General features: G+C 73.2%; 15 protein-coding genes. 3 read left to right on the top strand and 12 right to left on the bottom strand.

Features of this window, described 5'->3' with window-relative positions:
- Nucleotides 1–49 precede the first annotated feature (49 nt).
- Entirely contained in the window at nucleotides 50–943 is an 894-nt protein-coding gene (locus R2B67_RS09955; RefSeq protein ID WP_317817361.1) for a hypothetical protein, read from the top strand.
- A 68-nt stretch (nucleotides 944–1,011) separates the two neighbouring features.
- Here the strand turns inward: R2B67_RS09955 and R2B67_RS09950 are convergent, their stop codons facing one another.
- From R2B67_RS09950 to ligD, 10 genes are all read right to left on the bottom strand, one after another.
- Nucleotides 1,012–1,497 carry a DUF3291 domain-containing protein gene (locus R2B67_RS09950; protein WP_317817360.1) on the bottom strand — a complete coding sequence of 162 codons (486 nt, stop codon included), beginning with the start codon at nucleotides 1,495–1,497 and terminating at the stop codon, nucleotides 1,012–1,014.
- A complete protein-coding gene (locus tag R2B67_RS09945) occupies nucleotides 1,494–2,582 on the bottom strand; it encodes an amidase family protein (RefSeq protein ID WP_317817359.1) in 1,089 nt (362 codons plus the stop codon). The genes R2B67_RS09950 and R2B67_RS09945 overlap by 4 nt, the downstream gene beginning before the upstream one ends.
- 34 nt (nucleotides 2,583–2,616) lie before the next feature.
- Nucleotides 2,617–4,074 carry a penicillin-binding transpeptidase domain-containing protein gene (locus R2B67_RS09940; RefSeq protein ID WP_317817358.1) on the bottom strand — a complete coding sequence of 486 codons (1,458 nt, stop codon included), beginning with the start codon at nucleotides 4,072–4,074 and terminating at the stop codon, nucleotides 2,617–2,619.
- Nucleotides 4,071–5,462, bottom strand: a complete 1,392-nt coding sequence (locus R2B67_RS09935; protein WP_317817357.1) for an FtsW/RodA/SpoVE family cell cycle protein — start codon at nucleotides 5,460–5,462, stop codon at nucleotides 4,071–4,073. The genes R2B67_RS09940 and R2B67_RS09935 overlap by 4 nt, the downstream gene beginning before the upstream one ends.
- A 104-nt stretch (nucleotides 5,463–5,566) precedes the next feature.
- The gene (locus tag R2B67_RS09930; protein WP_018509939.1) at nucleotides 5,567–6,064 is read right to left on the bottom strand and encodes an SH3 domain-containing protein; all 498 of its coding nucleotides are present in this window, start codon (nucleotides 6,062–6,064) and stop codon (nucleotides 5,567–5,569) included.
- 108 nt (nucleotides 6,065–6,172) lie between these two features.
- Nucleotides 6,173–7,516, bottom strand: coding sequence for a histidine kinase dimerization/phospho-acceptor domain-containing protein (locus tag R2B67_RS09925; protein WP_317817356.1), 1,344 nt, complete (start codon nucleotides 7,514–7,516; stop codon nucleotides 6,173–6,175).
- Nucleotides 7,513–8,298 carry a hypothetical protein gene (locus tag R2B67_RS09920; protein ID WP_317817355.1) on the bottom strand — a complete coding sequence of 262 codons (786 nt, stop codon included), beginning with the start codon at nucleotides 8,296–8,298 and terminating at the stop codon, nucleotides 7,513–7,515. The genes R2B67_RS09925 and R2B67_RS09920 overlap by 4 nt, the downstream gene beginning before the upstream one ends.
- 94 nt (nucleotides 8,299–8,392) lie before the next feature.
- On the bottom strand, nucleotides 8,393–8,707 hold the full coding sequence (locus R2B67_RS09915; RefSeq protein WP_018509936.1) for a zinc-ribbon domain-containing protein: 315 nt from the start codon (nucleotides 8,705–8,707) through the stop codon (nucleotides 8,393–8,395).
- Complete coding sequence (locus tag R2B67_RS09910; RefSeq protein ID WP_317817354.1) at nucleotides 8,704–10,863, bottom strand: PBS lyase; 2,160 nt, start codon at nucleotides 10,861–10,863, stop codon at nucleotides 8,704–8,706. The genes R2B67_RS09915 and R2B67_RS09910 overlap by 4 nt, the downstream gene beginning before the upstream one ends.
- Nucleotides 10,864–11,188: 325 nt before the next feature.
- Nucleotides 11,189–12,088 carry a non-homologous end-joining DNA ligase gene (ligD, locus tag R2B67_RS09905; protein ID WP_317817353.1) on the bottom strand — a complete coding sequence of 300 codons (900 nt, stop codon included), beginning with the start codon at nucleotides 12,086–12,088 and terminating at the stop codon, nucleotides 11,189–11,191.
- A 77-nt stretch (nucleotides 12,089–12,165) separates the two neighbouring features.
- On the opposite strand from ligD, the gene ku reads away from it, so the two are divergent.
- Both ku and R2B67_RS09895 read left to right on the top strand, forming a co-directional pair.
- Nucleotides 12,166–13,239: a non-homologous end joining protein Ku gene (gene ku, locus R2B67_RS09900; protein WP_317817352.1), complete on the top strand. Its 1,074-nt coding sequence runs from the start codon at nucleotides 12,166–12,168 to the stop codon at nucleotides 13,237–13,239.
- A gap of 77 nt (nucleotides 13,240–13,316) precedes the next feature.
- Nucleotides 13,317–15,224 carry a serine/threonine-protein kinase gene (locus tag R2B67_RS09895; RefSeq protein WP_317817350.1) on the top strand — a complete coding sequence of 636 codons (1,908 nt, stop codon included), beginning with the start codon at nucleotides 13,317–13,319 and terminating at the stop codon, nucleotides 15,222–15,224.
- Here R2B67_RS09895 and R2B67_RS09890 read toward each other — a convergent pair.
- Together R2B67_RS09890 and R2B67_RS09885 are read right to left on the bottom strand one after the other, a co-directional pair.
- Nucleotides 15,193–16,860, bottom strand: a complete 1,668-nt coding sequence (locus R2B67_RS09890) for a hypothetical protein (protein ID WP_317817349.1) — start codon at nucleotides 16,858–16,860, stop codon at nucleotides 15,193–15,195. The genes R2B67_RS09895 and R2B67_RS09890 overlap by 32 nt on opposite strands.
- 404 nt (nucleotides 16,861–17,264) lie before the next feature.
- Entirely contained in the window at nucleotides 17,265–20,453 is a 3,189-nt protein-coding gene (locus R2B67_RS09885) for an AfsR/SARP family transcriptional regulator (RefSeq protein WP_317817348.1), read from the bottom strand.
- Nucleotides 20,454–20,673: the final 220 nt, after the last annotated feature.

The following is a 20,673-nucleotide window of genomic DNA, read 5'->3' as shown; positions in this document are numbered from 1 at the left end:
TATCCGCCGCGTCGAAATTCCGTTCGCAAACGTGTCGTACCGTGAGCGCATGACCACCCCGCCTCAGCCGCCGCAGGGCCCGTACGGCCCGCCCCCGCACCCGCAGCAGAACAACCCCTACGGCCCGCCGGCCGCCGCTCCCGGGGTGCCGCAACAGCCGCCCTACGGCTACCCGCAGCAGCCTCCGGCCGCGCCCCAGCATGGCGGCGGCTGGGGGCAGCCCGGGTGGGGGCAGCAGCAGCCCGGCATACCCGGCGGGGGCGGTCCGGGCGCGGCCGGCTGGCCGCCGCAGGGGCCGGGGGCGCAGCCGCCGCGGAAGAAGCGGACCGGGCTGATCGTCGGCATCGTGGCCGGTGCGGTGGTGCTGGCGGGCGGGATCGCCTTCGGGGTCTCCCAGGTGGTCGGGAAGACCGCGGACGCGGCGTTCCCGGACGCCGAGTACAAGCTCGTCCTGGAACAGAAGCTGCTGGACGGCGAGTTCACCCTGGCCCAGGACCTGTCGTCGACCGAGGGCAAGAAGATCGAGAAGATGTACGACCCCACCGTCCGGGACGCGCGGGCCGTCGTGGGGCAGTACAGCTCGGCCGACGGTGGCGCCCTGGTGATCTCCGGGATGTACGGGCGGTTCACCAGCCCGGAGGTGATGACGGGCAAGATGATGGACGGCGGGGCCGCCGGGGACGGCGCGACCGTCGTCGTGCCGCCGAAGAAGTTCACCCCCGCCGGATTCGACATCACGATGGAGTGCCAGGTGCTCCAGTCGGTCAAGAGCGGCATCAAGGCCAACGTTCCGATGTGCGCCTGGGGCGACGACAACACGGGGGTGTCCGTGGGCATCATCCGCGCCGAGACCGCCCTCAAGGACCCCTCGGCGATCGACCTGGAGGCGGCCGCGGTGGAGACCGCCAAGGTCCGCGAGGAGATCCGCCAGCCGATCGGCTGACCGGCCGGGGGCCGGGCCGGGTTGCCCGGCCTGCCCGGCCGCTCAGGTCAGCGAACCTTGGCCCCGTCTCAGCGCACCCCAACCGGTGCCGGGAAGCGGGTGCGCAGGGTGAACGCCCGCTCGGTCGGGCCGTGTTCGCGCAGATGCAGCAGGCGCTCCTCGGCGTCCGCGACCGTCGGGCGTTCCCCCGCGGGCACCCACCACAGGGCGGTCATCGCCTCCCGGATCTGCTCGAACCACTCACGGCGCCGGCTCATCAGCTCCCGGTGCCGCCCGGCGTACATGAAGCCCGTGAGCGCTTCGGCGTCCCGCCACACCGACATGTTCACGATCAACCAGGCGTCCCCGAAGACCGGGACGTCCGTGGCGTTCCCGGATTCGGAGCGCAGCCGCCACACGAACCCCTCCGCCTGGTCGGCGACCGCGTTCACCGGGTCGAGCCCGTCGACGAAGTCCTTCAACTCCGGTGAATCCAGCGGGAATCTGAGCCGGGCGATGTTCACCTGCGCCAACTCATGTTGTGCGAAGCCTGTTTCCGTATCGATGGAGGTCATGGCCGCACGGTAGGCAGGGAGTTCTCCACCGCGCGGGCCATTCCGAGCAGCGAGACGTCCGCACCGCGCGCCGCCACCAGGTGGAGCCCCACCGGGCAGCCGTCCCCCGTGAATCCGGCGGGCAGGCTGGCCGCCGGGTGCCCGCTCAGGTTGAACGCCCAGGTCAGGGCGGTGGAGTAGAGGTCGCCCGGGCCCTCGTGCCCATGCGGCCGGTTCGGCGTGACCGGGGTCAGCAGCAGGGGCGCGGCGGCGAAGAGATGGTCCAGCCGCTCGTCGTTCGCCCGCCGGACCGCCACCGCCTCCGGGTCCCCGGGCGACCCGCCCCGTACCGCCTGCCAGGCCCGCACCGGGTCCAGCAGCGCGCAGTCGGCGTCCACCAGGGTGACGGTCCCCGCCGCGACCAGCCGGTCCACCGCCGCCCGGACGACGGCCGCCACCTCCGGATCCACCTCCGCGAAGCCGAGGTCCTCGCTGTACACGGCGGGGAGCGGCAGGGGCAGCGGGAGCGAGGGGGCGGCCGGCTCCTCGTACCCGTCCAGCACATGGCGGAGGTAGCGCTCCGCGCCCGCCGCCGACCGGGCCAGCACCCCCGCCGACGCGAGCCCGGACCGGTCGGGGGAGGGGAGCAGCCCGTTCGTCGTCTTCAGCCCGAACACGCCGCACCAGGCGGCCGGGATGCGCACCGACCCGGCCCCGTCGCTGCCCGTCGCCAGCTCCACCATCCCCGCCGCCACCGCGACCGCCGAGCCCGCCGACGAACCGCCAGGTGTCCGGTCCGCCCGCCACGGGTTGACCGTACGGCCGTGGGCGCCCTGCCCCCAGGTCTGCCAGTAGGTGCCGGGCCCGGGTACGGAGGTCGCGCCGACCGGGACCCCGCCCGCCGCGATCAGCCGGCGGGTGGCGTACGAGCGGATGCCGGAGGGCCCCTTCACGGCGAAGGGCAGCCCGCGCAGGGGGAGTCGGAGCGCTCCGGGCTCACGGGCGAGGGCCTCCTCCGGCCACACCTCGGTGAACGCGTTGAGCGCCGGGTCCAGCCGCGCGATCCGCTCCAGGGCCCGCGCCACGGCGGACGGTGTCCTCGTCATGGGCCCACTCTCCCCCTCGTACGGCCCCACGCGCTCACTCCTCCAACGCCGCCTCCATCACCGCCCGGGCGATCGGAGCCGCGCTGCCGCCCCCGCTGATGTCGCCCCGGTCCGCCGCCGCGTCCTCCACCACCACGGCCACCGCGACGGCCGGGCGGCCGGAGTCCGGGGCCTGGGCCCAGGAGATGAACCAGGCGTACGGGAGGCCGGAGTTGTCCACGCCGTGCTGGGCGGTACCGGTCTTGCCGCCGACCGTCACCCCGTCGATCGCCGCGTTCGACCCGGTGCCGTTCTCCACCACGTCGACCATCATCCGCTGGAGCTGCACCGCCGTGGACGGGCTCATCGCCCGGTCGAGGGAGCGCGAGCCCTGCTGCTGGACCGTGTCCCCGTCGGCGGCGGTCACCCGGTCCACCAGATACGGGTACCGCAGGTCGCCGCCGTTCGCCACCGCCGCCGCCACCATCGCCATCTGGAGCGGCGTCGCGGTGGTGTTGAACTGCCCGATCGAGGAGAGCGCGAGCTGGTCCTCGCTCATGTCGGTGTCGAAGTTGCTCCGCGCCACCCCGGACGGGATCCGCAGCCCCTTCTCGTTGAAGCCGAAGTGCCCCGCCGTCTCCGCCATCCCCTCCAGCCCGACCTCCACTCCAAGGTGGGCCATCACCGTGTTGCAGGAGACCCGGATCGCGTCCGCCAGCGATGCCTTCTCGCAGCCGCGCGCCTCGTCGGGCAGAACGGTCCTGGTGTTCGGCAGGACGTACGGCGACGGGGTGTCCGTGGCCGCGTCCGGGTCCTTCACCACCCGGGCGTCCAGTGCCGCCGCCGCCGTCACGATCTTGAAGGTGGAGCCCGGCGGATAGGTCTGCCGGATGGCCCGGTTGAGCATCGGCAGGCTCTTGGCCGCGTTCAGCCGGGTCCACGCCTCCGTGACCGCGGGGCCGGTGCCGGAGAGCCGCTCGGGGTCGTACGACGGGGTCGAGACCAGCGCCAGGATCCGGCCCGTCGACGGCTCCAGGGCGGCGACCGCGCCCCGCCGCCCGCTCAGTCCGGCGTACGCGGCGCGCTGCATCGACTCCTTGATCGTCGTGACGACGTTGCCGCCCGGCTGCCGGCCCCGGGTGAACTCGTTCCAGAAGGGCAGCGGGGCCAGCAGGGAGTCCGTACCGGACAGCACCCCGTCCTCGGCGTTCTCCAGAAGGGTCGTGCCGTACGTCTGCGAGGCGTACCCGGTCACTGGCGCGTACAGCGGGCCGTGCCGATAGGTGCGCTCGAAGCTGAGCTGCTCGCCGGTCTCCTTGCTGCCGGTCACGGCCCGGTCGCCGACCAGGATGTTGCCGCGCGGCTGGTCATAACGGGCGATGGTGGTACGGCGGTTGGCCGGGTTGTCGTCCAGCTCGTCGGCCTCGAAGAGCTGGACGCGGGCCGCGTTGACGAGCAGCGCCACGAGCAGCAGCAGACAGAGGGCGGCGGCCCGCCGGATGTAGCGGATCACCGGTCCTCCTCGGCAGACGGGTCGGCGGACGGGGCGATGACCCCGGTCTCCACGTGCTCGGGCTCCGGTCTGCGCGCGACGTCGCTGAGCCGGATCAGCAGCGCCACGATGATCCAGTTGGTGACGACGGACGAGCCGCCCTGCGCCAGGAACGGCATCGCCATCCCGGTCAGCGGGATCAGCCCCATCACCCCGCCCGCGATCACGAACACCTGGAGCGCCAGGATCGAGGCGAGACCGATGGCCAGCAGCCGCCCGAACGGGTCGCGGAGCGCCAGCCCGGCCCGGTAGCCGCGCGCCACGAGGAGCGCGTACAGCAGGAAGATGGCGGTCAGACCGCTGAGGCCCAGCTCCTCGCCCGCCGTCGCCAGGATGAAGTCGGACTTGGCGGCGAAGCCGATGAGGATGGAGTGGCCCGCCCCGAGCCCGGTCCCGAGCATGCCGCCCGCCGCGAACGCGAAGAGCGACTGGGCGAGCTGGCCGGGTCCCCGCCCGGCGTCGATCGAGGCGAACGGGTCCAGCCAGTCCTCCACCCGGCTGTGCACATGCGGCTCGAACGAGCCGACGACGAAGGCCCCGACGGCGGCGAGCAGCAGCCCGACCGCGATCCAGCCGGTCCGGCCGGTCGCCACGTACAGCATGATGACGAAGAGTCCGAAGAAGAGCAGCGAGGTGCCGAGGTCCCGCTCCAGCACCAGCACACCGACGCTGAGCAGCCAGATCGCCACGATCGGGCCGAGCACCCGGCCGGTGGGCAGTTGCAGCTTCCAGAACGTGCGGCCGGTGTAGGCGAGCGCGTTGCGGTTGGCGGCGAGATAGGCGGCGAAGAAGACCGCGAGCAGGATCTTGGCGAACTCGCCGGGCTGAAAGGAAAGTCCGCCGATCCGGATCCAGATCTTCGCCCCGTTCACCGCCGGGAAGAAGATCGGCACGATCATCAGGACGAGCGCGGTGGCCACCGAGAGATAGGCGTAGCGCGCGAGCACCCGGTGGTCGCGGAGCAGCACCACGACGGCGGCGAAGAGCGCGACCCCGAGCGTGGACCAGATCAGCTGGGTGGGCGCGGCCTGGTCGCGCGGGGTCTCCAGGTCGAGCCGGTAGATCAGCACCAGACCGAGCCCGTTGAGCAGGACCGCGATCGGCAGCAGCAGCGGATCGGCGTACGGGGCCCGGAAGCGGACGGCCATATGGGCCAGCAGGGCCAGCATGCCGAGCCCGGCGCCGTAACCGGCGACATCGGGGGGCACGGCCCCGTCGTGGGCGAGGCCGACGGCCGCGTAACCGTAGACGGAGATGAGGACGGCCCCGATGAGGAGCGAGAGCTCGACCCCACGCCGTCTGCGCAGGCGGAGCTCGGGCGGGGGAGCGTCCGCCGTCGTTGCGGTCATGGAGCGCAACGTAGCAAGAGGCGTGCCGTATTTCCCTTATGTCATAGCGCGTCCGCCTGGAAGCCACTGGCTTCCAGGCGGACGCGGTGTGCTGTGCGGTGTGGTCAGCAGAAGCGCGGCGCGGCGCCGATGTTCTCGATGTAGCGGGCCGAACCCCAGGCCCACGTGCCGTCGGTCAGCAGGTACCAGCGGTTGTTGCCGTCGACGTTGTCGCCCGTGGTCTTGCAGAAGATGTTGACGACGGTGCCGTACTTGACCGAGCCCACGACCTTGCTGCTGCGGGTCGGCTTGTCGCGCAGCAGCAGGTACGGCTTGGCGATGACCCGGCCCTTGTAGGTCTTCTTGGGGGCCTGGGGCTTCGCCTGGTTCTGCGTCTGCGCGTCCTGGCGGGCCTCCTTCTGCTGCGCCTCGTACTCGCGCTGGAGGGCCGAGGCGGAGAGCTCGTCGGACGCCGGGGCCGAGGTGTGGGCCTCGCCGCGGTGGTCGACGGGGTGGGGGTCCGCCGCCAGAGCGGGAGCGGCGGCCGTGACCGCCGCGAGGGCGCCGGTGGCGACGCAGAGACCGATCCGGCGGAACCGCGAGGGGCGGGACAGGGGGGACATGCTGCCTCCATGGGAAAGGAAAGGGGGACCGTGGGGGGCGCGAGATGATCTCGCCCTCGTCACGCTAAGTTGGCCACGGAGCGTCCGCAACGCGCACTGTGCGTGATGTCAGGCCGAACCGGTGGTCCCCGCGCCCCCGCCGCCCGTGTTCCCGGCGGAATCCCCCTCGCCGAGGCGTACGTACTCCGGCAGCGTCAGCCGGGCCAGCGCCCCGCCGTCCGGGGGATTCAGGAACTCCAGCCGCGCCCCGATCACCGCGGCCTGGCCCACCGCGATGGTCAGCCCGAGTCCGTGGCCCTTGCCTGCGCCGTCCGTGCGGAACCGCTGCGGACCGCCCTCCAGGAGGTACGCCGGAAAGCCCGCGCCATGGTCGCGTACGGAGACCACCGGACCGTCCACCGCGAGCACCACCGGGCCGCCACCGTGCCGGTGGGCGTTGGCCACCAGGTTGCCGAGCACCCGCTCCAGCCGCCGCCGGTCCGTCTCCACCGGCGCCGGATCCACGACCCGCACCTGGGTCTCCGTGCCGGAGGCCCGCACCACCCGTTCCGCCAGCGGGGCGAGATCGTGCACTTCCAGGTCGACCTGCTCCGTCCGGGCGTCCAGGCGTGAGATCTCCAGCAGGTCCTCGGTCAGCGACCGCATCGCCCGCACCCGGTCCCGCACCAGCTCCGCCGGACGCCCCGGCGGCAGCAGCTCGGCGGCGGCCGAGAGACCGGTGAGCGGGGTGCGCAGCTCGTGCGCCACATCGGCGGTGAACCGCTGCTCCGTCTGGAGCTTGCGCTGGAGACTGGAGGCCATGGTGTCCAGGGCGCCCGAGACGATCGCCACCTCGTCCTGGCCGCGTACGGGACGTGCCGTACGGGGATCGCCGACCCGGGCGTCGAGGTCGCCCGCGCTGATCCGGCGGGCCACCCGGGCCGTCTGGTGCAGCCTGCGGGTCACCCGGCCGACGGCGAAGAGGCCGACGACCAGGGTGGCGGCGATGGCCAGCAGCGAGGAGCCGATGATCGCCCGGTCCAGGCCCGCGATGGTGCTGGCGCTGTGGCTGTAGTCGGTCCAGGTGGCCAGCGCCCGCCCGTCCGCCGGGCCCGCCGCCCACATCGCGGGGCCGCCGCGCCCGTCCGGGTCGCCCGGCCGGTGCGGGCCGTCCGCGACCATGGTGCCGCGCTCACCGTTCGCGGCCAGGGCGCGCAGCGAGGCGGGCAGCCCCGGCGGGTCGATGCCGGAGCCCCGGGGCAGCGGCTCCCCGGCCTCGTACGCGTCGGTGACGACCTCCAGCCGGTCCAGCGCCTTCTCCCGGGCGTGGGAGACGGTCTGCCGGGTGACGGCGGTGTGTACGAGGACGCCGAGGAGGGCGGCGAGGGTGCAGCACATGACGGTCAGGAAGACCGCGGACTTCCAGGTGAGGGTCGCGGCCCAGGCGGGGAGGCGGAACCGGCGCCGCCTCATCGGCCGTCCGCCGTGGAGCCGGAGCTCTTCGGGGTGGCGGCCGCTGAGTCGGAGCTCTCCGATGTGGGGGCCGCGGAGCCGGAGCTCTCCGGTGTGGGGGCCGTGCGGTCCGTGCGCCGCTCCGGCACCCGCACGATCTCGTCCCGGGTGGCCAGCATCGCCTGCTGCCGGTCGTCCCAGGACCAGGCGGTGCGGTATTCGTACCCGGAGATCACCGAAGGGGCCCGCAGGATCAGGTCCCGGCCCGCCAGCTCCACGCTGATCACGGCGTCCGAGGTGGACATGATCCGGGTCAGCCCGCCCCCGTCACTCTGGTCGGCCCGGTACGCGCGCACCGCCAACTGGCGCTTGGGCATCCGGACACCGAGCACCAGTTCGTCCCTGCCGTCGCCGGTCAGATCGAAGTAGTACGGGGCCAGGACCGGGCAGTCGTCCGGTGCCGTACGGCAGGCGCGGATCTGCCGGACCGTGGCGTCGGGCAGCTCGTCCAGCCCGCTGTCCCGGTCGGTCTTCGCCTTCAGCCCGGCCTGCGCCACCGCGACCGGGTCCAGCCGGTGCACATCGCCGCCGGGCACCGTGATCCCGGGGATCCTGGCCGTCTCGCCCTCGCCGTAGTCGTACGGGGCGGCCGAGGCGGGCGGCAGGTCCGGCCACAGGCGGGCCGGCTCGACCGCCGACGGGGCCTCGCCGGCGCTCTCCAGACCGCCGGCCGCACCGCAGCCGGAGACCAGGGCGAGCGCGGCCACGGCGGACGCGACGGCGGGCACGCGGACCGGGCGCACGGCTGGCCCTTCTCTGGACGACAGGGGGCCTACACCCTAGGACGCGACGGTGCGCAATGCCCACTTCGTACCCATACGGGGCCCGCTACGGGTTCTAGCGCTGGTACGGGTTCTGCCCCGGCTGCGTGAAGCCCGGCTGCTGCGGGTGCTGCCCGTGGCCGCCGTCCGGGCCCGCCGCGTGCTGGGCGAGCAGCTGGTCGGCCTGCTCCTTGGATATCTGCTGCTCCCCGCCGCAGAACGTGCACTGCGTCGCGTACTTCGTCGAGAACGGGAACAGCGGGATGAAGAACAGCGTGAACTTCGTGACCCGCTTGCGCAGGGTGTGCGCCGCCGGATTGCCGCACCAGCCGCACACCATCGTCAGGATGGCCAACTGGTAGAGATAGCCCTTGGTACCGAAAATGATCATGCCGTGCTGCCTTTCCCCGTTCCCCGGAGTGCCTGTCGGCACAGCGCCAGGAGCTTTTCGTCCTCGTAGGTGTCATGGCTGCCGTACCCGCCGTCCAGCGCGTTATGACGGCGTACGGAGGAGAGCTCGGCGCGCAGCACCTGTGCCGCCGTCGACGCCGGGCCGACCGGACCCATCCGTGCCAGGCATTCTGCCACCCGGACGCGGACATGGCGGTTCCTCTCCCAGGCGGTGAGGAGCACCTCGGTGCTCTCCTCAGGCCGCCCGGTCACCTCCCAGAGCGCGATCGCCGCGTCAACCCGCAGCCACAGCTCTTCGTGGGCCAGCAGCCCGCGCAGCCGGGGCGCCACCACCGCCGCCTGCGGCCCGAGCGCCCCGAGCGCCGCCGCGGCGGCCCGCCGGTCGTGCACCTGGTCCGACCCGAGCCCCTCGGTCAGCACGGGCAGCACCGCGTCCCGGTCCCCGGCGACCGCCCAGAGCGCCTCGGCCGCCTCCGTGGCCGTCCCGGGCCGGCGGAGCATCGCCCGCAGCTCGGGCACCGCCTCCCGGGCCGCGGGCCCGAACGAGCCGAGCGCCCGCAGCGCCGCCGTACGCAGCCACTCGCCCCGGTACTCCGGGGCGCCGCGCAGCACCCGCAGCACCTCCGGCGTCGCCTCGCCCGCCCGCAGCCCGGTCAGCCCGGCCAGCAGCGGGCTCGCCCGGTCGTACGCCCCCTCGTCCAGCGGCACCCCGGCGAGTCTGCGCCGCAGCGCCGCGGCCAGCGGACAGGCGGCCCGCCCGAGGTGGGCGACCGCGAACCCCACGTCGTGCGGCACCTCGGGCAGCTCCAAAGCCGCCGCCAGGGCGGGCACCGCACGGGCGTCGCCGAGCCGGGACAGCGCCTTCACCGTGGAGCCGAGCCCCGGCGGACCGCTGGCCCACTCCTTCACCCAGCCGCCGGGGTCGGCCGCCAGGCGGGCCGCCAGCGCGTCGGCGGTGGGCGCGGCCAGCGAGAACAGCTCCTCCAGCACGTGCGAGGCGGCCTCGGCCAGCCGGGGCTCGGGGTCGGCGAGCTGATCGCCGACGAGCGCCACCAGCTCCCCGTACGAGCCGCGCCAGGCCCGTATCAGCCCGCCGCTCATCCGTACGGCGTCGATGCGCTGCCAGCGGTCCGGGCTGCGGAGCTGGTCGACGAGGAGCGCCGTACGGTCGCCGACCCGGTCGTCCAGGCCGACATGCAGGGTGCGCAGGAGATCGGCGGCCCAGGGGGCGCCGCGTCCGGCGCTGTCCTGGGCGGAGAGCGCACGCAACTGGCCCACCAGGGTGGGCGCCGCGCCCGGCTCGGCCCGGGAGAGGTCCGGACAGCCGACCGGGTCGGTCTCCGGCTCCGGCTCCACCTCGGCGTCGGCCTCCGGCTCGGTGTCCGGGTCCGCGTCCGGTGCGCCGCCCGGGGCCGTACGCAGCTCGCGCAGCAGCCCCGACACCACGGGCACCACATCGCGGGGCAGCGCGTCGGGGCAGCAGCGCGCCAGCTGGGCGAGGGCGGCGAGCCGCAGCCCCGGCGCGCGCTCCCGGTCCACCAGCAGGGTCAGCCACTCGACCACCCGCCCTGCCAGCGGACGGTGGCGCAGGGCGACCCGCCCGGCCGCCTCCACGAGGGCGAGCCGCACCTCCTCGTCGGGCTCCGCCGGCAGCCGCTCCCGCAGCAGAGCGAGGACCCGCACGGGGTGCCGGTGCAGGGTGGCGAGCGCCAGCGGGGCGGCCAGCCGCACCCCGGGGTCCTCATCGGCGATCAGCTCGAAGAAGACCCCCGCCCCCGCGGTGACCGCGGCCGCCGCCATCGCGTAGTTCGCGGCGCCCTCGATCTCGTCCTCGTCGATCTCGTCGTCGTCCTCGTCCAGATCGAAGCCGCCGATGCTGGTGAGCAGCTCGACCACGCTGCCCCGGTCCTGCACGTCCGGGTCCACGGCGAGCTCGAAGAGAAAGGGGATGCACGCGAGGGTGCAGGCGTAGACGTCCCCCTGGTGGTGCACGGCCCCGTACATCCCGTCGAGCGCGCTCTCCCGCTCCGCCGGATCGGCGGAGGCGAGCCCCCTCAGGAGCACCGGCACGTCGTCGGCGGGCCCGTAGGCATGCTCCATCGAAGCCCAGTCGACCTCATCGATCCCCGAGAACACGCCATCCCCTCCCCACGTCACGGCGGCGTCCGGAAGCTCCACCCGTCTCCGGCCACCTGTTCCCCAGGCGCACCTGCTCGCCAGGCACACCCGTTCCCCAAGCCCCTGCGGCGCGTCCCGAAGAAAGCGCCTGCGCAGAGTGTGCACCACGGCTCCGACAATCCACCCGCCACTTGTGGCCTTTCCTCAGGCCGTAACCAGGTCATGACCCCGTCATGACCGGACGGCCGAAAGGGAACCTGGGCATTGGCTGTGAATCCCCGTGCCCGGTCCCCGTGCCCGGTCCCCGTGCCCGGTCCGTGAACCCCTGTGTCCCGACCGTGGATCAGGGGGAGCCCGCCGGAAGCGGTCGCGCCCGTTCCGGGTCGAGCAGGGGCCCGAGCAGATCCCCGTACCGCTCCAGCCGCCCGGCCATGTCCTGAGCCCGGAACACCAGCGCCTCCGGCTCCCGGCACCCCTCGATCTCGTCCCAGGTGACCGGCGCGGAGACGGTGGGCTCGGGCCTGGCCCGCAGGGTGTAGGGGGTGGCGGTGGTCTTCGACGCCGCATTCTGGCTGAAGTCGACGAAGACCTTCCCGGGCCGCAGAGCGCGCTTCATCCGGTGCAGGGCCAGCCCCGGCAGGGCGCTCTCCGCCTCCACCGCGAGCCGCTTGGCGTACGCGGACACCTCGGCGGACGGGGCGGGCTCCAGCGGGACCAGCAGATGCAGCCCCTTGGAGCCGGACGTCTTCCCGTACGCGAACAGCCCGTCGGCGGCGAGCCGCTCCCGCAGCCAGAGGGCCACCGCGCAGCACTCCACGACCGTCGCGGGGGAGCCGGGGTCCAGGTCGAAGACCATCCGGTCGGCGGTCTCCGGGGCCGCGGCGCACCACTGCGGGGTGTGGAACTCCACCACCAGATTGGCCGCCCACATCAGCGCGGGAAGATCCTGGACCATCACCTGGCGGGCGGCGGGGTCCTCGCTCCGCGGCACGGGGGTGGTGCGCACCCAGTCGGGCGTACCGGGCGGCGGATTCTTGGTGAAGAAGAGCTGCCCCCCGGGCCCGTCGGGATAGCGCAGGAAGGAGACCGGGCGGTCGCGGAGATGGGGCAGGATCGCGCCCGCCGCGGTGGCCGCGTAGTAGAGGAGCACCTCGCCCTTGGTGGTCCCGGTGGCCGGATACAGCACCTTGTCGAGGTTGCTGAGCGAGAGGCGCCGCCCCTCCACCTCCGTGATCGGCGTCATACGATAAGAGTCACACGAACCGCGCGAATCATGCGAGAGCCTACTCAACCGTCCTTAGCGGCCAAAAGGGGTGAACGGTGAGGTCCATATGGAACGGCGCGATCTCCTTCGGGCTGGTGAGCATCCCGATCAAGCTCGTCAACGCCACCGAGAACCACTCGATCCACTTCCGGCAGATCCACCTCGCCGACGGTGGCCGGATCCGGTACCGCAAGGTCTGTGAGCTGGACGAGGAGGAGGTGTCGGGCGGTGAGATCGGCAAGGCCTACGAGGACGCCGACGGCACGATGATCCCGATCACCGACGAGGATCTCGCCCAGCTCCCGCTGCCCACGGCCAAGACCATCGAGATCGTCGCCTTCGTGCCCGCCGACGAGATCGACCCGCTCCAGATGGACGCGGCGTACTACCTCTCCGCCAACGGGGTCCCGGCCGCCAAGCCGTACACCCTGCTGCGCGAGGCGCTCAAGCGCAGCAACAAGGTCGCCGTCGCGAAGTACGCCCTGCGCGGCCGCGAACGGCTGGGGATGCTGCGGGTCGTCGATGACGTGATCGCGATGCACGGGCTGCTCTGGCCCGACGAGATCCGGGCGCCCGAGGGGGTCGCCCCGGACAGCGACGTCACGGTCCGCGACGCCGAACTCGACCTGGCCGACGCGTTGATGGACACCCTCGGCGAGGTCGACATGGACAGCCTCCACGACGACTACCGGGAGGCGGTGGAGGAGCTGATCGCGGCGAAGGCGTCCGGGGAGGCGGTGCAGCCGTCGGAGTCGGAGGACAGCGGCGGCGGCAAGGTCATCGACCTGATCGCGGCGCTGGAGAGCAGTGTCCGCGCGGCGAAGAAGTCCCGGGGCGAGGGGGAGGGGGAGGCCGAGAGCGAGGAGGACGAGGAGGACATGGCGGACGTCCACCCCATCAAGAAGAAGACGCAACAGAAGTCCACGCCCAAGTCGACGGGTACGAAGAAGTCGACGGCATCCACGGCCAAGAAGACGACGCAGAAGAAGACAACAACCAAGTCGACCTCGTCCGCCTCCTCCTCCAAGGGCAGGTCGTCGGCGAACTCGGCGAAGAAGCAGACGTCGTCCAGCGGCCGGAGCACCACGAAGAAGAAGACGGCCGCGCCCCGCAAACGCGCCTCCGCCTGACCTCGCCGCGTACCGGCCCCGCATCGATCCCCGGCCCCGGCTCCCCGCTGTCGTACGGCACCCGTACGCTACGGCGCATGAGCGCAGAGGCCCCCTCGGGACGGGTGATCGACGGCCGCTTCACCCTGGTGGAGCGGCTCGGCAGCGGCGGCATGGGCATGGTGTGGCGGGCCCACGACGAGGCGCTCCACCGTGACGTGGCCCTGAAGGAGGTCCGGCCCCCGGACCCGGCGCTCGCGGAGTACGACCCCGAGGGCGCCCGCACCCTGCGCGCCCGGGTCCTGCGCGAGGCCCGCGCCCTGGCCCGCCTCGACCACCCCAACGTGGTCACCGTCCACCACATCGTCGACCCGGGCGAGGACGGCTACCCCTGGATCGTGATGGAGCTGGTGGCCGGCTCCTCCCTCCACGACCGGCTGGCCGAAGGGCCCATGGACCCGGCCGAGGCCGCCGAGCTGGGGCGCGGCATCCTCTCCGCCCTGAACGCCGCCCACGCCTCCGGCATCCAGCACCGCGATGTGAAACCGGCCAACGTGCTGCTGCGCACCGACGGCCGCCCGGTCCTCACGGACTTCGGCATCGCCGCGATCCGCGAGTCGACGAGCCTCACGATGACGGGCGCCCTGATCGGCTCGCCCGACTACATAGCTCCCGAGCGCATCCGGGGCACCGAGGGCGACCCCTCCTCGGACCTCTGGTCGCTCGGCATGATGCTGTACGTCGCGGTCGAGGGCCACCACCCGCTGCGCAAGGCCACCACGCTCGCCACCCTGGCCGCGGTCCTCGACGAGGAGGTGCCCCCGCCGGTACGGGCCGGGGCGCTGACCCCCGTACTGACGGCGCTGTTGACCCGGGACATCCCGGCCCGCCCGGACGCCGGAACCCTGGACCGGATGCTGGCGGAGGCGACGCGGCCGACCGGCGCCCCGCAGGCCACGCCGACGCCCGGGCCGGCCGGCAGCCCGCCGCCCACCCCCGACCCCCGCAGCGCCTACGGATCGGCTCCGGCGACCCCCGGCCCCCACGCGCCGTCACCCACACAGCCGGCCACCCCGCCGCCCCCGGCCCCGACCCCGGCGGACCAGACCCCCACCGGCTACGGCTACCCGCCGGCCTTCCCCACCCCCGCCGACCAGCCGCGCAACCCGTACGCCAACAGTCCGTACGGGACCAACCCGTACGCGAGCCCGGCCACGTCCCCGGCCCCGGCCACGTCCCCGTCCGCCTCGCCGACGGTCTCCGACGACCACGAGCGCGGACGCCGCATCCGGCGCCGGGCCTGGACGATCACCACGGCCTCCTCCGTCGTCTCGACGGCGGTGCTGGCGGGCGTGATCCTGTGGATGGTCGACCCGACGCTCTTCGGGGGAGACGGCGACGACAGCGCGAAGGGGAGCGGCAACCGCCCCGACACCACGGCGAGCGCCCCGGCGAACGACCGGAGCGCCGCCCCGCCCACCGCCGCGGGCCAACCGGTCGCGGACGACGAGGAGTCCGGCGCGTCCGGGGATGACGACGAACCGGATGCCCCCGCCGACCTGCTCACCCCGCAAGGGGCGCGGCAGGCCATCGCCGCGCTGAAGCCGCTGATGGGCGGGACGAAGGTCACCGACTTCACCCTCTACGGCGAGCACGCCTCCGCCCAGGCGCCACTGAAGTCCAACTCCCGCCTCTACGACCGGTTCAGCTACCGCGACGGCCAGGCGAAGAACGACGACATGGGCGGCACGCTCATGTCCGGGGACAAGGCGGTCGACCTGAACTCCGTCGACTGGGACGCCCTGCCCGCCCTGCTGCGGACGGCCAGGACGAGCCTCAACATCCCGGAACCGGAGAGCAGTTACGTGATCGTGGACCCGTCGTCGCCCTTCCACGGCGACCGCCCGGTGCTGCGCGTGTACGTCTCCGACTCGTACGGCGGCGCCTTCCTCACCGCCGAACTGGACGGCCGGGTCATCGAGAAGAACCCGCGCGAGAAGGGCTGAGCGGCGGAGCCGACGCCGGCTTGATGTAGTCGGGCAGCGTGGGCAGGTCGAGCCCGAGCGGGCTGCGCTCGATGACATAGGTGCAGCTGGTGTACGTGTACCCGGGCTGGACCTTCGACCCTGCCGCGTAGCTGTCCACCCGGGACGTGGCGCCCGTACCGTGCTTGTAGAGGAAGTGGTAGTCGCCCGCGGGCAGTTGGAGCCGGGCCTTCGGGTAGCTCCGGCCACTGGCCTTGCAGGCGAGGCGTGGGCCGGCCGAGGCGCTGTAGCGCTTGCAGTCGCCGCAGGGCTTCAGCGTGACGGTGCCGGTGACCGGCCCGGTGTAGAGGACCTCGACGGAGTTGGGCGCGTCATTGCTGATGACGAGCTCCATCCGGGGTCCGCCGGGCGCCTTGGACGGTGGCAGTCGCCTGCCGGCCGCCGCCCGGTCGTCGGCTATCTCCGCGGCGATGGCGATCTTCCGCGCCTGCGCTGCCCGCCCGTCCCCCTTGTAGGAACGCGCGAATTCGGCCAGTGTCGTGCGGGCCTCGCCGAACTTCTTCTCCTTGAACTGGTCCACCCCGCAGGCGTACACCCCGTCCTGGATCCCCTTGCCCGCCTTGGCATTCAGCCCCGGAACGCTCTCGGCCGGCAGAGCGGCGACCGTGGAGCGCAGCCCCCGCAACGCCTCGGTGGCCGCACACGGCTCGCCGCCTTCCACCTCCTCGACGCGCCCGTCGATCCGCCCGCCGATCGCCGGGGCCACCTGCCGCGCGGACGCGGACTCGGGGAACGTACGCAACAGCTCACCGAACTCCGCCGAACCCCCGGCGGCAGCCCCGCCCAGCCGCGAGACACCGCACCCGTACAGCGACTCCGCGAGCGGCTCGTCGGGCCACCCGGCGAGCTCGCCCAGCAACTCCTTCCCCACCGACCCCGGTAACGTCCGCAGATAGGTCAGCGGCTCGATCGCGTCGCAGTGCTGCTTCCCGGTGTACGGCGAGGAGACGGCGTCGTAGAACTCCTTCAGCCGGTCCGGCACGAGCTTCGCCGCCCGGGAGCCGGGATGGTCCCGGTCGAGCGCGCGATAGGCCCCGAGCGCCCCTTCGTACTCACCCTTCACCGTCCCGAACGGCTGCGTGGCCGCGGCCGCGACCTTCCGGTCCCCGCCCTCCAGCCGGTCGAGGAGCATCTCCTCCCGCGCCTCGTCCCGAGCGGCCCCGTACGCCACGGCCCCACCGACCGGCACGGCGAGCAGCGCGACCCCCAACCCGACGGCCACCACAGGCCGCCACGACCCACCGAGCGCCGACCGCACCGCGATCCGGGCCGCGTCGGCGGCGGCGAGGACGAGCAGGAACAGATAGACGACGAGCACCCGCGCCGGCACCCCATCGGGGTCGGCCGGCAACGCCACGAACAACAGCACCGCAGTGGCCACCCAGCACCCGACGGCCCGCCCCCACCGCCCCAACAGCGCGTAACCGAGCCCCAGCCCGGTCAGATTGAGCAGCCCGGCCGCCACCGCCCGCAGCCCCGCCCCGGCCGGCGGTGGACCGATGGTCGGCGGAGCGGACGGAGGCGGCGGCACGGCTCCGCCGAACCCAGGGCCGTCCGCGCCCTGTCCCGCTATCCCGTTCCGGTCAGTTGACTCCATAACGGTCCCCCACCGCCGAGCCCGACAAGTCGCCGAAAACATGCCCGGGGCCACCTCGGTTCACGCGTGACCGCATCGGCATTTCGCGCGGATTGCCGTATCGGCCAACGGCCTATGTGGCGAAATGCGCCCGGAGTGACAAGTGTTGGCCAAGTGGGTCGCAAGCGATTCACTCGAACGGGGATCCTTGTTCGGTATTTGTACGCCTACCGCCTATGCCATGATCGCGTTGTCGGATCATCGACGCCCCGAGAGCGGTCAACTAGGCCCAGAATTAAGAAAGTTGTCAGGCACATGTTCTACAAGCTCCTTCAGTGGATGTGGTGAAACTGTCCGGCCCGACGGGCCACGTTGCCGGCGGTTGATCCGCATCACGGCCGAACGGACCGGCACCCGGGCAGGGCTCAGGCGCCGGTCCTTCTCGTTCCCCCCAGCAGCAGACGCCGCAGGCTCTCCGCCTCGGCCTCGGAGCCCAGACTCCGGTACACCTCCACCGCCCTCCTGCCGTACTCCCGGGCCGGTTCGTCGCGCCCCAGGCTCCGTGCCGTACGGGCGAGCCCCGCCAGCGCGCGGGCCGCGGCCGGGCGGGAGCCGGTGCGTTCGGCCAGGTCGAGCGCCTGGCCGTAGACCTCGAACGCCACGTCCGGGCGGTCCGCCGACTCGTGGACGTCGGCCACGCCGAGCAGGGCCCGGGTGCGTTCGTAGGCGCTGTCGATGCTCCGCGCGACCTCTTCCGCGAGGGTGAAGTGGAGCAGCGCCTCGCCGCCGTCCCCGTTGTCGGCGTGGGCGGACCCCATGCTGATCAGCGCGTTCGCCTCGCCCAGCGCGTCTCCCCGGCCGCGATGGCTCTCCAGTGCCCGCCGGAAACCGGCCAGCGCCCGGGGGGTGTCGCCCATGGCCTGGGACACCGCACCGAGATTCATGTCCAGTATCGCCAACTCCTGCGCTCCGCTGTGCAGTTGGGCCAGAACCCGCGACCGTTCGAAGTGGTCGTGGGCGTGCGCGATGCGCCCCTGGAGGCGGTGGATCTCGCCGATGTTGTTGAGCGCGCGGATCTGTCCCAGGAGGTCCCCCGTCCCCTCGTGCATCCGGAGCGTGAGGCGCGCCCGGCCGAGCGCCTCGTCGTACCGGCCTTCGTGGTGGAGCGCCGCCCCCTCCACATTGAGGCACTCCGCCTCGCCGTGCAGGTCGCCCCGTTGCCGGTAGAGGTCCAGGGCCCGCGCCGCCATCCGCAGCGACGGGCCGGTGTGGCCGGCGGCCAGGTGGGCGCGGCTCGCCTGCAACGAGGCGTCGGCGCACCCGGCCGGATCGTCGAGGTCCTGGAACAGGGTCAGCGCTTCGCCCGCGCAGCTGAGCGCCTCCCCGTGCCCCGTCTGGGCCAGCACGGCCGCCGCCTCCACCAGTGTCTGCGCCAGCAGCAGCGGCTCGCCCCGTGAGCGCAGCGCCGCCACGGCCGCGCCGTACAGCTCGTTGGTGACGGCCCAACTGCCCCAGATCCGGAGGGAAGGGGCGAGTGCGTGCGGGAAGAGCGCCGCATGGCTCAGGTCCTCCGTGGCGGCCGTACGGGCGGCGGCCAGCAAGTTGGTCCGCTCGGCCTCCAGCCAGGCCACCGCCTCCTGCTCGTCGCCGAACTCGGCAGCGTAGAAGGAGAGTTGTTCGGGCTCCAGGGCTCTGCGGCGCGGATGGGTGAGGCGGTGGGCCCGGTGCGCGGAGGTGAGGTAGTACCCGAGGAGCCTGCCGACGGCCTCGCCGCGAGCGCTCTCCGACTCCTCGGCGGAGCACATGCGCAGCGCGAACGCCCGTGTGAGGTCGTGCAGTTGGTAGCGGCCGAGCACCGGCTCCGCCAGCAGATGGCAGTCCAGCAGCTCCTCGATGCTGCGCCGCACACCCTCCGCGCCCCCGGACCCGGTCCCCGTTCCCGAGAGGGCGGCGGCGGCCGCCGCCGTGATGTCGGGCCCCGGGTGCAGGGCGAGCAGGCGCAGCAGCCGGCGCGTCCCGGGCGCCAGCTCGGCGTAGGAGAACCGGAACGCCGAGACGAACACCTCCTCATCCAGCTCGTCCAGTGGATCGAGGGACTGGGCCAGCCGCTCCAGGAGGTGGCGCAGGTCCCAGATCTGCCGGTGCCGGAAGCGGCCCGCGAGCAGCGTCGTGGCCAGCGGGTGGCGGCCGCAGGCCTCCACCAGCAGCGTCAGCGCGTCCGGATCGCGGGAGGTGCGGGCGGTGCCCGCGATCCGCGTGAACAGGGCTGCCGCCTCCTGGCCGGGCAGCGCGTCCACCAGCAGGGAGGTGGCCCCGTCCAGCCCGGAGAGCCGGTTGCGGCTCGTCACGAGCGCCAGGCAGCCGGCCGAGCCGGGCAGCAGCGGCCGGACCTGGGCGGCGTCCCGCGCGTTGTCGAGCACCACGAGCACCCGGTTGCGCGCGGTCCACTCCCGCCACTCCGCCGCCCGTTCGTCGAGGGTCTCCGGCAGCTCGCCGGGGGCCCCAGCTGCGTGCAGGAGGAAGGCCAGGGCCTCGGCCGGGTCGACGGGCCGCCGTCCGCTGAACCCGTGGAGATCGACGTACAGCTGGCCGGCCGGATAGGCGTTGGCCAGCCGGTGCGCGGCATGCACCGCCAGCGCGGTCTTGCCGATGCCGGGCATCCCGTGGAGCACGGCGAGCGGCAGCGCGTACCCGTCACCGGTGAGCCCGTCGCGCAGCAGCTCCAGCTCCCGCTCCCGGCCGGTGAAGTCCCTGGTGTCGCGGGGGAGGTTGTTGCGGACCGAGGGTAGGGGCGGGTGCTGTACGGCCGGAGCTGCGGCGGCCGGGACCGTGACGGGCGGCCCGGCGGCGGGCGGCGGGGGAGGAGGCGGTGGCGCGCTACGGGAGGTGACGGCGAGGGCGGACGGTCGCGGCTCCGTCAGCGCCCGGTCCTGCTCCAGGATCCTCTGGTGCAGCGCCCTCAGGTCGGCACCCGGGTCCATGCCCAGCTCGCGCAGCCGGGTGTGCGTCCTGCGGTACAGCTCCAGCGCCTCGCTGTGCCGCCCGCTGCGGTGGAGTGCCAGCATCAGGGAGCCGACCACCCCCTCCGCCAGCGGGCTCTCCGCCACCAGCTCGCGCAGCTCACCGATGAGATCGGCATGGCGCCCGAGCTCCAGCTCCAGCCGGATGCGCTCCTCCCGGACATGGCGGTGGTCCTCCACCAGCCGCGTACGCACCGAGGCCGCCCACTCGCTGGAGCTCTCCGTCAGCGGCTCGCCCCGCCACAGGTTCTCGGCGGTCCGCAGCAGCCCGATCGCCCAGTCCGTCCGGCCCTGCTCCGCCGCCTCGGCGGCCTCGGTGCGGAACCGCTGGAAGCGGACCAGGTCCAGGTCGTTCTGGTCGCTCATCCGGAGCTGGTACAGCCGGGGCGGCACCCGGTCCAGCCGGACGAGCGGGCCCACGGCGTCGCGCAGATGGCCGCGCAGCCGGGAGAGGTAGGTCTGCAGGGTGTCCGGGGCCGTACGGGGCGGTTCATCGCCCCAGACCCGCTCCATCAACGTGTCCATGGCGACGGGTTCACCGCGCGCGTGTACCAGAACCGCGAGCACGCAGCGCTGTTTCACTGAACCGAGCATGTGCTGCTGGTCCCCGTGCCATAGTTCCAGGGGTCCCAGAGCAAGAAGGTTCATCCCGCCCCCCGATGGGTGCGCCACTTCCTGCCGCCGCCGGCAGCGTCCGCACGTCTGTGCGGAACAGTCCACTGTTCCCTGAGCCACCGGCCCGGACCAGAGCGCACAGGGGGCGTGAGCGGGGCGCACAGCGCAGCGCCTTTCTCCCTACAGCTGGAACGCAGGA

Origin of the sequence: Streptomyces cyaneofuscatus (assembly GCF_033109485.1) — a bacterium.
Classification (GTDB): Bacteria; Actinomycetota; Actinomycetes; order Streptomycetales; family Streptomycetaceae; genus Streptomyces; species Streptomyces cyaneofuscatus.
This window is presented reverse-complemented; position numbering and strand designations above follow the sequence as displayed.

Bases quoted from the DNA above. Each gene is read 5' to 3' on its own strand.
- R2B67_RS09955 (WP_317817361.1), top strand. From the start codon at position 50: ATGACCACCCCGCCTCAGCCGCCGCAGGGCCCGTACGGCCCGCCCCCG.
- R2B67_RS09950 (WP_317817360.1), bottom strand. From the start codon at position 1,497: ATGACCTCCATCGATACGGAAACAGGCTTCGCACAACATGAGTTGGCG.
- R2B67_RS09945 (WP_317817359.1), bottom strand. From the start codon at position 2,582: ATGACGAGGACACCGTCCGCCGTGGCGCGGGCCCTGGAGCGGATCGCG.
- R2B67_RS09935 (WP_317817357.1), bottom strand. From the start codon at position 5,462: ATGACCGCAACGACGGCGGACGCTCCCCCGCCCGAGCTCCGCCTGCGC.
- R2B67_RS09930 (WP_018509939.1), bottom strand. From the start codon at position 6,064: ATGTCCCCCCTGTCCCGCCCCTCGCGGTTCCGCCGGATCGGTCTCTGC.
- R2B67_RS09925 (WP_317817356.1), bottom strand. From the start codon at position 7,516: ATGAGGCGGCGCCGGTTCCGCCTCCCCGCCTGGGCCGCGACCCTCACC.
- R2B67_RS09915 (WP_018509936.1), bottom strand. From the start codon at position 8,707: ATGATCATTTTCGGTACCAAGGGCTATCTCTACCAGTTGGCCATCCTG.
- ligD (WP_317817353.1), bottom strand. From the start codon at position 12,088: ATGACGCCGATCACGGAGGTGGAGGGGCGGCGCCTCTCGCTCAGCAAC.
- R2B67_RS09895 (WP_317817350.1), top strand. From the start codon at position 13,317: ATGAGCGCAGAGGCCCCCTCGGGACGGGTGATCGACGGCCGCTTCACC.
- R2B67_RS09890 (WP_317817349.1), bottom strand. From the start codon at position 16,860: ATGGAGTCAACTGACCGGAACGGGATAGCGGGACAGGGCGCGGACGGC.
- R2B67_RS09885 (WP_317817348.1), bottom strand. From the start codon at position 20,453: ATGCTCGGTTCAGTGAAACAGCGCTGCGTGCTCGCGGTTCTGGTACAC.